Source organism: Streptomyces sp. V4I8 (genome assembly GCF_041261225.1).
Lineage (GTDB): Bacteria > Actinomycetota > Actinomycetes > Streptomycetales > Streptomycetaceae > Streptomyces.
Genome location: NZ_JBGCCN010000001.1, coordinates 6466119 through 6478980, shown reverse-complemented (window position 1 = coordinate 6478980; position 12862 = coordinate 6466119). Strand labels below are relative to the sequence as shown.

At 69.6% G+C, this 12862-nt stretch carries 9 protein-coding genes and 1 pseudogene; 5 read left to right on the top strand and 5 right to left on the bottom strand.

Translation table 11 applies throughout. From position 1 onward, the window contains the following. The first annotated feature begins 12 nt into the window (after nt 1-12). Complete coding sequence (locus tag ABIE67_RS29545) at nt 13-615, top strand: hypothetical protein (protein WP_370269073.1); 603 nt, start codon at nt 13-15, stop codon at nt 613-615. Between the two features lie 459 nt (nt 616-1074). On the opposite strand, the gene ABIE67_RS29540 is transcribed toward ABIE67_RS29545, so the two are convergent. Continuing rightward, entirely contained in the window at nt 1075-2898 is a 1824-nt protein-coding gene (locus ABIE67_RS29540) for a phosphoenolpyruvate carboxykinase (GTP) (protein ID WP_370264048.1), read from the bottom strand. A 354-nt stretch (nt 2899-3252) separates the two neighbouring features. Between ABIE67_RS29540 and ABIE67_RS29535 the strand changes: the two genes are divergently transcribed. The 4 genes and pseudogenes from ABIE67_RS29535 to ABIE67_RS29520 all read left to right on the top strand — a co-directional run bounded on the left by ABIE67_RS29535 (nt 3253) and on the right by ABIE67_RS29520 (nt 6270). Next, nucleotides 3253-3999, top strand: a complete 747-nt coding sequence (locus tag ABIE67_RS29535; RefSeq protein WP_370264043.1) for a hemolysin III family protein — start codon at nt 3253-3255, stop codon at nt 3997-3999. Nucleotides 4000-4141: 142 nt separating this feature from the next. After that, nucleotides 4142-4855: pseudogene (locus ABIE67_RS29530) on the top strand (MFS transporter); the annotation flags it as partial. Further along, entirely contained in the window at nt 4852-5505 is a 654-nt protein-coding gene (locus ABIE67_RS29525) for a TetR/AcrR family transcriptional regulator (protein WP_370264039.1), read from the top strand. The pseudogene ABIE67_RS29530 and the gene ABIE67_RS29525, both read left to right, overlap by 4 nt. A gap of 33 nt (nt 5506-5538) precedes the next feature. Beyond that, complete coding sequence (locus ABIE67_RS29520; RefSeq protein WP_370264034.1) at nt 5539-6270, top strand: Mut7-C RNAse domain-containing protein; 732 nt, start codon at nt 5539-5541, stop codon at nt 6268-6270. Between the two features lie 80 nt (nt 6271-6350). Here ABIE67_RS29520 and ABIE67_RS29515 read toward each other — a convergent pair whose 3' ends face one another. Genes ABIE67_RS29515 through ABIE67_RS29500 form a run of 4 tightly spaced genes read right to left on the bottom strand, consistent with a single transcriptional unit; the run spans nt 6351 to nt 12851 of the window. Beyond that, a complete protein-coding gene (locus tag ABIE67_RS29515) occupies nt 6351-8753 on the bottom strand; it encodes a galactose oxidase-like domain-containing protein (RefSeq protein ID WP_370264030.1) in 2403 nt (800 codons plus the stop codon). Further along, nucleotides 8750-9931: a glycosyltransferase gene (locus tag ABIE67_RS29510; protein WP_370264026.1), complete on the bottom strand. Its 1182-nt coding sequence runs from the start codon at nt 9929-9931 to the stop codon at nt 8750-8752. Before ABIE67_RS29510 ends, ABIE67_RS29515 begins: the two co-directional genes overlap by 4 nt. Beyond that, nucleotides 9928-11577 carry an ArnT family glycosyltransferase gene (locus ABIE67_RS29505; protein ID WP_370264022.1) on the bottom strand — a complete coding sequence of 550 codons (1650 nt, stop codon included), beginning with the start codon at nt 11575-11577 and terminating at the stop codon, nt 9928-9930. Before ABIE67_RS29505 ends, ABIE67_RS29510 begins: the two co-directional genes overlap by 4 nt. Next, nucleotides 11574-12851 carry a glycosyltransferase gene (locus ABIE67_RS29500; protein ID WP_370264020.1) on the bottom strand — a complete coding sequence of 426 codons (1278 nt, stop codon included), beginning with the start codon at nt 12849-12851 and terminating at the stop codon, nt 11574-11576. Before ABIE67_RS29500 ends, ABIE67_RS29505 begins: the two co-directional genes overlap by 4 nt. Nucleotides 12852-12862: the final 11 nt, after the last annotated feature.

Below are 12862 nucleotides of genomic sequence, written 5' to 3'. Positions count from 1 at the left end.
GCCGGCAAGGCGCTGGCGTACCTGGAGTCCCGCAAGAACCTGGCGGGCGGCGCGGGCGGGCTGGTCGGCCTGGTGCTGACCTTCACCGGGGTGGCGGGCCCGTACTGGCCCGTCGTGGTCGCCGGTCTCTACGGCGCGGGCGCGCTGATCGCCCCGCCGGAGCGGCCCGCACCGCCCGACTTCCCGGACCCGTCGGCCCAACTGGACGAACTGCGGGACGACTTCGAGAAGCTGCGCGGCTATCTGACGGACGTCGAGCTGTCGGTCACGGCCGCCGGGCGGCTGCGTGAACTGACCGAGCTGCTGACCGCGTTGCTCGACCGGGGCTGGGTGGCCGAGCTGCTCGCCCACGACCCGGAGGGCGTGCATGTGCTCTCGCGGATCGTGCGGCGCGATCTTCCCGAGGCCGTCGACAGCTTCGTACGGACGCGGTGGTGGACGCGGATGGCGCCCGGTACCGAGTCGCCCGAGCTGCATCTGGAGCGGCAGCTCGGGCTGTTGAGGAAGGACGCGGAGCGGCTGGCGGCGGGTCTGCGCGAGGTGGAGGCCCGCCGCCAGGAGTCCCACACCCGGTATCTGGAGGACCGGGGCGGGACGGGTGGCATCAGCGCCTGACGTACACCGTCGCCGAGGCGGACGACGCGCCGTGCAGGTCGTCGCCCGGCCAGCTGACCGTGTAGTCCGCGTCACCCCGGGTGCGCCAAGCACTGCGTTGGCTTGAGCGGCGGTGCGCTTCGCCGTAGGGGATCGTGTCGTATTGCGGCTGCGGGTTCCTCGTGGCTTGTCGCGCAGTTCCCCGCGCCCCTTGGGGCGTTGCAGCGCCGCATGTCAGAAGCGGCACGGCACCTCCCGTTCACCCCCCGCCGTCCTCGCGGCGTACGGAGATACAGGCGAAGGCCTGTCGTCGCGCTCCTCCCGTCGGGGCGGACGGGAACATGCGACGACAGGCCCCGAGCCCCGTACGCCGTTGTACGGAGCCTCGCCGGTCTGTGGTGCTGTCACCGCGGCCGGCCGTGACGATGTTGCTGGTCAGGGCAGATCGGAGCCGGCCGCGGCGTCTGTGAGGGGCTGTCCTCAGCCCAGGCGCTGCACCAGCGCGTTGTACTCGTCCCACAGCTCCTTCGGCGTGTGGGCGCCGAAGGTGTTGAGGTGGTCGGGGACGAGCGCGGCCTCCTCTCGCCAGACCTCCTTGTCGACGGTCAGGAGGAAGTCGAGGTCGGAGTCGGCCAGTTCGAGACCGTTGGTGTCGAGGGCGCCCTTCGCCGGCAGGATGCCGATCGGGGTCTCGACGCCCTCGGCCTTGCCGTCGAGGCGCTCGACGATCCACTTCAGGACGCGGCTGTTCTCGCCGAAGCCGGGCCAGACGAACTTGCCCTCGTCGTTCTTCCGGAACCAGTTGACGTAGTAGATCTTCGGGAGCTTCGCCTGGTCCTTGCCCTTGGCGACGTCGACCCAGTGACCCATGTAGTCACCCATGTTGTAGCCGCAGAAGGGCAGCATCGCGAAGGGGTCGCGGCGCAGCTCGCCGACCTTGCCCTCGGCGGCGGCGGTCTTCTCGCTCGCCACGTTGGCGCCGAGGAACACGCCGTGGTTCCAGTCGAAGGACTCCGTCACCAGCGGTACGGCGGTGGCGCGGCGCCCGCCGAAGAGGATCGCGGAGATCGGCACGCCCTTGGGGTCCTCCCACTCGGGCGCGATGATCGGGCACTGGGCGGCGGGGACGGTGAAGCGGGCGTTGGGGTGGGCGGCCGGGGTCTCGCTGGCCGGCGTCCAGTCGTTGCCCTTCCAGTCGGTGAGGTGGGCCGGAGTCTCCTCCGTCATGCCCTCCCACCAGATGTCGTTGTCGTCGGTGAGCGCCACGTTGGTGAAGACGGAGTTGCCCCACAGCGTCTTCATCGCGTTGGCGTTGGTGTGCTCACCGGTGCCGGGCGCGACGCCGAAGAAGCCGGCCTCGGGGTTGATGGCGTACAGGCGGCCGTCCTCGCCGAAGCGCATCCAGGCGATGTCGTCGCCGATCGTCTCGACGGTCCAGCCGGAGATGGTGGGCTCCAGCATGGCGAGGTTGGTCTTGCCGCAGGCGCTCGGGAAGGCGGCGGCGACGTACTTGGACTCGCCCTGCGGCGGGGTGAGTTTCAGGATCAGCATGTGCTCGGCGAGCCAGCCCTCGTCGCGGGCCATGACGGAGGCGATGCGCAGGGCGTAGCACTTCTTGCCGAGCAGGGCGTTGCCGCCGTAGCCGGAGCCGTAGGACCAGATCTCGCGGGTCTCGGGGAAGTGGGAGATGTACTTGGTGCTGTTGCACGGCCAGGGCACGTCCTGCTCGCCCTCCTCCAGCGGCGCTCCGAGCGTGTGCACGGCCTTCACGAAGAAGCCGTCCTCACCGAGCTCGTCCAGGACGGCCTGACCCATGCGGGTCATGGTGCGCATGGAGACGGCGACGTACGCCGAGTCGGTGATCTCGACGCCGATCGCGGAGAGCTCGGAGCCGAGCGGGCCCATGCAGAACGGGACGACGTACATGGTCCGGCCGCGCATCGAGCCGCGGAAGAGGCCCTTCTCGCCGGAGAAGACCTCGCGCATCTCGGCGGGGTCCATCCAGTGGTTCGTCGGGCCGGCGTCCTCCTCCTTCTCGGAGCAGATGAAGGTCCGGTCCTCGACGCGGGCGACGTCGGTCGGGTCGGAGGCCGCGTAGTACGAGTTGGGGCGCTTGATCGGGTCGAGCTTCTTGAAGGTGCCCTTCGCGACGAGCTCCTCGGACAGACGCTCGTACTCGGCCTCGGATCCGTCACACCAGACCACGCTGTCCGGCTGCGTCAGTTCAGCGATCTCGTTCACCCACGAGACCAGTTCCCGGTGGTGGGTGGGGACGACGGGGGGAGCCGCGATGTCGCGCGCCACGGTTGCTCCTAAATGAGGGATTTTTGTCCTGAATATGCCCTTGTATGCCCCGTGGGGGCCGCGACCCGGATGCTTCGCGGTCTGGAGGGGGCTGGATCTCCCGTCCCGATCTTCCGCGCTCATCCGGTGCCGACCGCACTCATTTGATCATCCGACGGGTCCGCCCATATGTCCAGAGGGCGTCACAGGTGAGCGGCGTGAGCATCGCCACTCATCCCGATGTTTTCGATGCGTCACCACGGCTTCACCCCGGGTGCGCCCGCTCCGGGTACCCCATGAGAGGATGGCCACTTCCGGGCCCTCATCTCGCCGCCTTGATACGTAACTTACGGTTCCGTAGGTACGATGCCCTGCATGACTGCGCCCGTCCCCGACGCTTCCTCGGACACGCCGGCCGCCGGCCGCGGCTCCGGCGCGCCCTCCCTGCAGCACCAGATCGCGCACCATGCCCAGCAGCTCACGGACGAGATCAAGCCCAAGCTCCGCGGCTGGCTGCACCTCGGGATGTTCCCCGCCGCGCTCGTCTCGGGCCTGGTGCTCACCGCCCTCGCGGACTCACCCAGAGGCCGGCTCGCCTGCGGGATCTTCGCCCTCACCGCCTGCCTGCTGTTCGGCGTGAGCGCGCTGTACCACCGGGGCAACTGGAGCCCCCGCATGGACGGCATCCTGCGCCGACTGGATCACGCCAACATCTTCCTGATCATCGCGGGCACCTACACCCCGCTGACGATGCTGCTCCTGCCGGGCGCCAAGGGTCAGTGGCTGCTGTGGGGCATCTGGGCCGCCGCGGCGGCGGGCATCGTCTTCCGGGTCTTCTGGGTCGGCGCCCCGCGCTGGCTCTACACCCCCTGCTACATCGCGATGGGCTGGGCGGCCGTCTTCTTCCTGCCGGACTTCATGCGCAGCGGCGGCATCGCGGTGCTGGTCCTGGTCATCGTCGGCGGCGTCCTGTACAGCGCGGGCGGAGTGATCTACGGCATCAAGCGCCCGAACCCGTCACCGCGCTGGTTCGGCTTCCACGAGGTCTTCCACTCCTTCACGCTGGCGGCGTTCATCACGCACTACGTGGGGATCTCGCTGGTGGCGTACCAGCACGGGTAGCACCCCTCAGCACCCCTCCCCTCAGGGCCACGGCTTGCGAGCCGTGGCCCTTTTGTGCGTCGACAGCGGATCTCCATTGACAGTCACTATATTTTGAGAGCTACTCTCATTTCATGGACGCTGTCACTCCCGATCCCCGTTCCTGTCCGGCCTGCTGTTCGTGCTGCCGCCCTACCTCCAGGCCGTTCTCGGCCACGACGCTCTGGGCACCGGCGTGCGGCTGCTGCCGCTGATGGGCGGACTGCTGGTCGCCTCCCGCCCCGCCCCGCAGGTCGTCGCCCACTTCGGTGCGCGTGCCGCGGCGAGCGCGGGCCTGGTGGTGCTGGCCTTCGCCGGGCTCCTCGGCAGCCGTACTACAGCGGACTCCGGCTACGGATTCGTCGCGCTGTGGCTCACCGTCACCGGCCTCGGCTTCGGCCTCTCGCTCATCCCCGCCATGAACGGCGGCCTGAGCGCCCTGCCCCGCGACCACGCGGGCAGCGGCTCCGGGCTGCTGATGACCATGCGTCAGGTCGGCGGGGCGATCGGCATCGGGCTGCTCGGCAGCCTGCTCGCGGACACCTTCCGGGACCGGCTCGACGTCACCGGGCTGCCTGCGCGGGCCGCCGACACCGCCGGGGAGTCCGTGGTCGCGGCGCACCTCGCCGCCGAGCGGGCGAGCCCCGAAAGGGCAGCCGAGCTCGCGGCCTCCGCGAACAGCGCCTACGTCCACGGCATGGGCGTCGCCCTCCTGGTGTGCGGCATCGCGGCCCTCGTCTCCGCCCTGCTGGCGGCGGCGTTCCTGCCGGGCACACCCGATGCGCGTGAGCCCGAGACCCCGGACATGGCTGTCGAGGGGGCCGATGCCCGACAATGAGCCCCATGAGTTCCGCACACTCCTCTCCCCTGACCGACCGTCCCCAGCTGGGACTTCGTGAGCGGAAGAAGATCAAGACCCGGACGGCGATCCGCGACGCGACGTACGCGCTGATCAAGGAGCAGGGCTACGACGCCACGACGATCGAGCAGATCGCCGAGCGCGCCGAGGTGTCGCCGTCCACGGTCTTCCGTTACTTCCCGACGAAGGAGGACATCGTCCTCACGGACGAGTACGACCCGATCCTGCTGGACGAGCTGCGCAGGCGGCCGGCGGACGAGCCGTGGATGGAATCCCTGCGGTACGTCATGCGGCTGGCGATCAGCGCCGGACTGGAGGAGGGGCCCGAGGTCGTCCGGCTGCGGTCGCATCTGATGGTCCAGGTCCCCGCGGTGCGGTCCCGGATGCTGGAGAGCATGTCGGTCACCGGCCGGATGCTCGCCGAGGCCGTCGCCGACCGCAACGGGCTCGACCGGAACAGCCTGGAGGCACGGGTCTACACGATGTCCCTGATCGGCGGCCTCGCGGAGATCTCCCTGTACTGGGCCGAGAACGACTTCAAGGACGACCTCCACGACCTCCTCGACCGCACCCTGGACGTCATCGAGCACGGTCTGCCCACGAGGAACACCCCCGCGGAAAACAGCTGAGGCGCGAGCCCTGTGCCGTGACATCCTGGCCAGGTGAACGGTCCCGAGATCCACGTCGAGTTCGCCCCCGAGCTGCGCCTGTTCCTCCCCAACGGACGGCGCGCCGGCGCGGGCGCCGTCACCACCGACGGAGTCTCGACCCTCGGCCATGTCGTCGAGTCCCTCGGCGTCCCGCTGACCGAGGTCGGCACCCTGGTCGTCGACGGCCACGAGGTACCGGTGTCGCACATCCCGACGGCGGGCGAGTCCGTGACCGTACGCCCCGTCCAGCACCCCCAGCGGGTGCCCGGCGCGCCCCTGCGCTTCCTGCTCGACGTCCACCTCGGCACCCTCGCCCGCCGTCTGCGCCTGCTCGGCGTGGACACGGCGTACGAGTCGACGGACATCGGCGACCCGGCGCTCGCCGCCCGCTCGGCCGCCGAGCGGCGGGTCATGCTCAGCCGTGACCGGGGCCTGCTGCGCCGCCGCGAACTGTGGGCCGGCGCCTACGTCTACAGCACCCGCCCCGACGACCAACTCCGCGACGTCCTGGACCGGTTCCGCCCCGAACTGCGCCCCTGGACCCGCTGCTCCGCCTGCAACGGCGTGCTCAAGGCGGCCACCAAGGACGAGGTGGCGGACCGGTTGGAGGGCGGGACGCAGCGGTCGTACGACGTATTCGCGCAGTGCACCCAGTGCGAGCGGGCGTACTGGAAGGGCGCGCACCACGAGCAGCTGGTGGCCATCGTGGAGCGCGCCCTCGCGGAGTACGCCGAGCGGAGATAGGGGCTGCCACGCGTTGCCGTCAATCGTCTGCGGCGCCGTCGTGGCTGGTCGCGCAGTTCCCCGCGCCCCTGAAGGGGCGCCTAGCGCCCCCTCAGATCCTTCTTACCGCAGGCTGTTCCGTCCCTGTCGATGTCCAGCCGCAGCGGGTCGTCCTTGCCGTTGACCTTCAGGCGGCCGTAGTCGTTCTTCTTCAGCCAGTCGCAGCGGGCCTTCGTCGTCGCCTTCACGGCCGGCGGGAAGTCGGTCGGCACGCAGACGTTGGCGGAGCCGTAGTGCCGGTCGCAGCCGGAGACGGTCGGGCTGACCTTCTGGGACGCGCGCTTCTTGCCGGGGCCCGTGACCTTGCCCTTGAGGTTGTCGGCGAAGTCGTGGACGTGGGCCGAGGCGTCCGTCGCGCTCAGGGCCTGCGGACCCTGGAGGTGCACCCACTTGGCGACCGAGGGCACGCCGTTGGCGTCGACCGCGAAGAGCATGTACCAGCCGGGCGGGGCCAGGTTGGGGTTGCTCGTCACGTTCAGATCGACGTTGTTGCCGTCCACCGACAGCGGCAGGTCCACGAACCGCTGGTTCGGGTCCGAGGAGTGGGTGACGGCGGCCGGGCGGATCAGCTCGGCCTTGGCGATGGGCCGGTCGACGGTGATCCGCTGGGTGTCGCCGTATGTCCACTCGGTGTCGATGACCGAAGTGATCGTCGGGCGCTCGCCCTTGAGGAGATAGGGCGGGGTGTAGACCGACACGTCGTGGTTCCAGGTGCCGTTGCCCGGGTTGTCGCCCGTCGTCATCACCCGGCCGTCGGGCAGCAGGAACGCCGAGGAGTGGTAGCCGCGCTCCTCCGGGTCGGCCGCCACCGGGTCGAAGGTGTTGGTCGCCGGGTCGTAGAGCGACGACTCGTACACCGGGTCGGCCCGGTTGTGCAGGGCGCCGCCTGTCTCCAGGACCTTGCCGTCGGGCAGCAGTACGGCGGAGACGTACATCTTGCCCTGGTTGCCGGTCTGCGGGACCTTGCCGTTGCCCAGGTCGACGGTGCCCTGCGGAAGCGGCGGGCCGGCGACGTAGGACGGGTTCGGCTGCTTCAGGTCGATGACGTCGGTGAGGCGGTTCGCGTCCGGGTTGGAGTCGATGTTGCCGCCGCCGATGGTGAGGACCTTCTGGTCCTGGGCCGGGGGCAGCAGCACGCTCGCGGACTGGTCGCGCACGTCCTTGTTCTGCAGGCCGGGGACCTGGGTGACCGTGTTGGCGCCGTAGTCGCAGATCGCCGATCCGGTGCCCGGGATGTTGTTGCCGAAGACATGGCTGCCCGAGTAGAAGAGACGGCCGTCCTGCATCAGGATCATCGACGGGTACAGGCCCCAGTACGACCAGGTCTGGTTGACCTTCCAGAGCTCCAGCCACTTCTGCTCGGCGTCCGACCACAGCTCGGCGGCCACCGAACCGGTCGAGTCCTCCTTCAGCCCGCCGAAGGAGATCACGTCACCGTTGCCGAGGATGGTTGCCGACGGGTACCAGTGGCCGTCGTTCATGTCGTTGGTCTTGCTGTACGTCTCGCTGACCGGGTCGAAGGTGTACGAGTCCTTGTAGCCCTGGTAACCGATCGTGCCGTCGGCCGACGGATAGCCCTTGTTGCCGCTCATCACGAGCACCCGGCCGTCGTCGAGCTGGACGTGGCCCGCGCAGAACATGTCCTTGGGCGTGGGGATCTGCTTGTACGTGCCGTTCTGCGGGTCGTAGACCGCGCTGGTGAACGTGCCCGCCGCGAACTTCTCCGGGTCGTTGCCGGAGCCCGCGATCAGCAGCACCTTGCCGTTGTTCAGGACGACGGAGTGCATGGAGCGGACCGGGTTCTTCGTGGGCAGCACGTCCCAACGGCCGTTCGCGCACTCCTGCGCGGTGCCCGTGCACACCGGGTCGGGGACGGGCTCGGCGACCTGGTCCATCGTGTAGTCGTCGGTGGTGACGGAGCCGGTGCCGTAGACGGAGACACCCCAGGCGATCCGGTCGGTGCCGGCGGGCACCTCGGGTGTGCGGACGGTGGCCTCGGTCCAGCCGGCGGCCATGTCGAGCGTCTTGAGGTCGGTCCAGTACTGCCAGCCCGCCGTCGCGTCGTGCCGGAAGAGGGTGACGGAGGCGTCCGGGGTGGTCGACTTGTACCAGAGCCCCAGGTCGTACTGCTTGCCCGGCGTGACGACCGGCGCGCACTCGGCGGACTCGGTGATCAGCGCCTTGCGGTCGCCATCGACACGGCGGGTGAGCGACACCTTCATGGCCTTGCCGCCCGAGTGGGCGTCGGCCACCGTCGCGAAGGTGAAGTCGTTGTCGCCCCAGCCGGACTTCTTCCAGCAGTAGGGCATGTCGTCGCCGCCGGCGGTCTCGAAGCCGGGGTTCTTGATGAGGTTGGCGGCGGAGGCGGGCTGGGGCGCGGTGAGGAGGAGACCTCCGGTGAGCCCCAACACGGCCAGCAAGGCCGTTCTCGGTCTCGATCTCATGCAGTACTCCTTGCTGTGCGGCTCCTGCGCGGCAGATAGACCAGCGCCTCGGTCCCGACGAAGCGCAGGACGAACGTGATGACCAGGGCCAGCGCGGTCGCCGGCAGCACCGCCAGCCCGAACTGGCCGACCAGCAGCGCGATCAGCGGGATGCGCAGCACCAGGTCGGCGTTGGAGAGCAGCGCGAACCGGACCGTACGGTCGGCCCAGTGGCGGTGCCGGCGCCGGTCGCGGAACAGCAGCTTCTCGATGAGCAGGAAGTTCCAGGCCACGCCGAACTGGTTGGCGACGACCTCCGCGGGCAGGTAGTGCAGCCCCGCCCGGGTCATCGCCCACAGCGCGACGAGGTTCGGCACGAAGCCGGTCAGTCCGATCAGCCCGAACACGACCATCCGGGCCAGCGGGTCCGCCGTACGCAGCCCGGCGAGGTGCCGCAGGAAGCGGCGCCCCTCCGCCGCCGTGGACTTGGACTCCCCCGCGAACCGCTCCTGGAAGACGAACGGCACCTCGGTGACCGTGCGCGGGCGGCTGCGGACCGCCAGCTCCAGCAGGATCTTGTAACCGAGGGGCTTCAGCGCCTCGGACGTGATGTCGCTGCGGCGGATGGCGAAGAAGCCGCTCATCGGGTCGCTGATGCCGTGCAGCCGGCGCGGGAAGAGGGACTTGGTCAGCCAGGTCGCGGCCCGGGAGACGGCCACCCGGTAGCTGCCCGCGAGCCCGGCCCGGCTGCCGCCCTTGATGTACCGGGAGGCGACGACGAGCCCGGCGTTCGCCCGCTCGCCGGTGGCGACCAACTCCGGGACCAGGGAAGGCGGATGCTGGCAGTCGCCGTCCATGACGACGATCCAGTCCGACCCGGCCGCCTTCATCCCCTCGACGACCGCGCCGCCGAGCCCGCCGACGGGTTCGTCCCGGTGGATGACGGTGACGGGGAACGGGCAGTCCTGGGCGGCCTCCTTGATGACCTGCGGGGTGTCGTCGGTGGAGTCGTCCACGAAGACGACCTCGCAGGGCAGCCGGGACGGCACCGAGTCGGTGATCTGGTGCAGCAACTGCCGTACGTTCGCGGACTCGTTGAAGGTCGGTACGACGATGGTGACGGCGCCGGGTTCGGGAACCTCGGCGGCGTCCACCGACGGATCGCCCAGCTCTTCGGGGGCGGTGTACTCGTGAGTCATCGAACCCCTCCGGATGCTGTCTGGATCTGCCGGATCTCGATCCGGTCCTCACCGGTGCCGAACACGGCGACCGGCTTCGAGTGCTCCATCGCCGCCTTGACGTTGGGCAGGTCCACCGCGTCGCGCCGTACCGTCGGCGAGGCGACCACGTAGTCGAGGTCCTTCCAGCCGCGCGGCATCGTCTTCGTCACGGCCGGGTCGAGGTCGGCCTTGTAGAACCAGATGGCCCCGAGCCCGGGCTCGTACCCGGCGTGCACCAGGTCCAGCCACAGCGCGTCGTCGACGAGGACCCGGGTGTCCTGCGGGTCCTCCACCTCGGTGGCCAGCCACTTCGAGGCGGCCTGGTAGGGCGCGTTGGCGTCGGCGGTGACGGCGGTGTGGGCGCCGTCGTACCAGCGGGGTACGACATAGGCACCGGCCGCGATCGCGAGGACGGCCGCGAGGGCGTACCGCCCGCCGGTGACGTACCGCTTCTCCGCCTCGGACCGGCGGCGCCGCAGGACGGCGTGGGCGACGGAGGCCGTTCCTCCGGCGAGGACGAGGGCGAGGAAGGGCAGGGCCTGGATGACGTACATGGCGGGCAGGTAGCCGGTGGGGCGCATGGCCACCAGGGCGAGGATGACCACCGCGCACGAGGGTCCGGCCAGCGCGCGGGCGGTGACCGACCAGCGCCAGGTGACCAGGAGCAGCAGGCCGCCCGCGAGGCCGCCGAGGATGAGGACGCGGTCGTAGTAGAGCCAGGACTGGAGGACGCCGTAGGAGCCGGAACCCTGGTCGAGGATGAAGCCCGAACCGGGTCTGGTCATCTGGTACGTGATGCCGTCCCAGAGCGAGACGTGCCCGCTGCCCGGGAACAACTCGCCCTTCAGCAGCGCGAAGAGAGGGTACGAGAGGCCGATCAGCGCGCAGGCGGTGACGGCGCCGGTGAGGGCGAACTTGCGGGTGTCGCGGTGGCTGTGCCGCCACATGGTGACGAGGACCGCCGGGAGGACGAAGAGCATCGTCTCCTTGGTCAGCACGGCCGTGGCGGCGGCGATCCCGGCGCCGAAGTGGTGCCAGAGATGGCGGCTCGGGGAGGCGGCGAGGGCGAACGCGAGGAGCGTCCACATCACCGCGAGGTTGTCGAGGAAGATCTCCCGCTGGAGGACGACCGACAGCGGCGAGAGGCCGAACAGGACCATGCCGAGCCCGGCTGCCCAGCGCGGCAGGGAAAGCCGCCGCCCGAGCACGTACACCAGGACCGCGCTGACCGCGCTGATGACGAGCATCGCGGCGCGCATGGTGCCGACGGTCATCGAGTCGGGGCTGAGCGCGGCCGGTATCCAGGTCAGCAGGGCTATCTGGATCCAGCCGAGGGGCGGATGGTCGTACCAGTAGGTGTAGTGGGCGAGCCCCCGGCCCTCCTGGACGGCCCAGGCCTGGGCGAGGTAGGTGCCCTCGTCGTCGCTGAGGGTCGGATAGTCGGCGATGTTCCAGCCCTGCACGACGAGGATCGCCACGAGGAGCACACCGCACAGGATCAGGTCGGGTCTGGACGAACGCAGCCGCGCCGGCGGGGCGGTTCGGTCGGCCGGACGCGTTTCAGGCGCAGGCTGCCGCTGCGCGGGGACCTTGGGAGTGGTCACCGCGGGAAGGGTGGAGGTCACGCGGTGACGTCCTCTCGGAGGTCTCGGGTCGTTTCGGCAGGGGCGAGATGCGCGCCGACGTGGGTGGTCAGCTCCCAGTCGTTACGGCCGCGCTGCTCACGCCATACGGCGCGGACGGCGGCCCCGGCGAGGAGCACCTGATAGAAGGGACCGCCCACGATGAGCTTCAGATAGTGGACGAAGCGGACGCGCAGCCCGTACTGCTTGCCGAAGTCGTGCAGTCCGACGACCTCGAAGACGAAGGTGACGAGCGCGGTGACGGCCGGCAGGAAGGTGATGAAGGCGACGGTCACGGACACGTCGAGGAACACCGCGATCGCGATGTTGAGCGGGATGATGAGCCCGGTGAAGGCCTGCATGAACGGCGTCATGAGCGTGTACCGGGCGAGCAACCGCTGCCCGAAGGTGGGCAGTTGCTTCCAGTCCTTCTTCCGGTAGACCTGAAGGAAGCCCTGGTTCCAGCGGGTGCGCTGCTTGAGCAGCGACACCAGGCTGCCGGGCGTCTCCTCCTTGGTCACCATGTCGGAGTCGTAGGCGACGACGACCTTCTTGCCGACGCTGGACAGCCGGACGCCCAGGTCGCAGTCCTCGGCCAGGCAGTTCGGGTCCCAGCCGTCGGCTTCCCGCAGCACGTCGGTGCGTACGAAGACGGTGTTGCCGCCGAGCGGGATGAACCCCTTCTGCGCGTGCAGGTGCAGTCGCGAACGGAACCAGAAGAAGTACTCCAGGCAGTTGCGCAGGCTGTACCAGCTGGAGTGGAAGTTGATCAGCTGGACCCCGCCCTGGACCACGTCCGCCTTCGTCGTCCGGAACGCGTGGTCGACATGGGCGAGGAGCTCCGGGTGGACCTGGTCCTCGGCGTCGAAGACCCCGACGACATCGCCGCGGCAGTGCGGCAACGCCGTGTTCATGGCCTTCGGCTTGTTCTTCTTCTCGTGGGTGTCGACGACGACGCGGACGCGCGGATCACGTGCCGCGGCCTTCTCGGCCACCGCCGTGGTCTCCGGGTCGTCGTGCCCGACGATGACGATGATCTCGAAGTCGGTGTGTGTGGACTCCAGCAACCGCTGGATGGTGTGGTCCAGCACGGCCTGTTCGTGCCGGGCCGGCAGCAGCAGCGAGAACGACAGGTGCTCGCCGCCGTCCGGTCTGCTGAACCGGGTGGAGGCGAGCACCTCGGGCGTACGCCACGCGTGCATCTGCCACCACAAGGTGAAAGCCGCCATCCAGAACAAGGCCAGCGAGACGACGGCTATGAAGACAGACGTCAGCAACAGATCCCCCC

Excerpts from the sequence above, each read along its gene's own strand:
- ABIE67_RS29535 (WP_370264043.1), top strand. The coding sequence starts at position 3,253 with ATGACTGCGCCCGTCCCCGACGCTTCCTCGGACACGCCGGCCGCCGGC.
- ABIE67_RS29525 (WP_370264039.1), top strand. The coding sequence starts at position 4,852 with ATGAGCCCCATGAGTTCCGCACACTCCTCTCCCCTGACCGACCGTCCC.
- ABIE67_RS29515 (WP_370264030.1), bottom strand. The coding sequence starts at position 8,753 with ATGAGATCGAGACCGAGAACGGCCTTGCTGGCCGTGTTGGGGCTCACC.
- ABIE67_RS29510 (WP_370264026.1), bottom strand. The coding sequence starts at position 9,931 with ATGACTCACGAGTACACCGCCCCCGAAGAGCTGGGCGATCCGTCGGTG.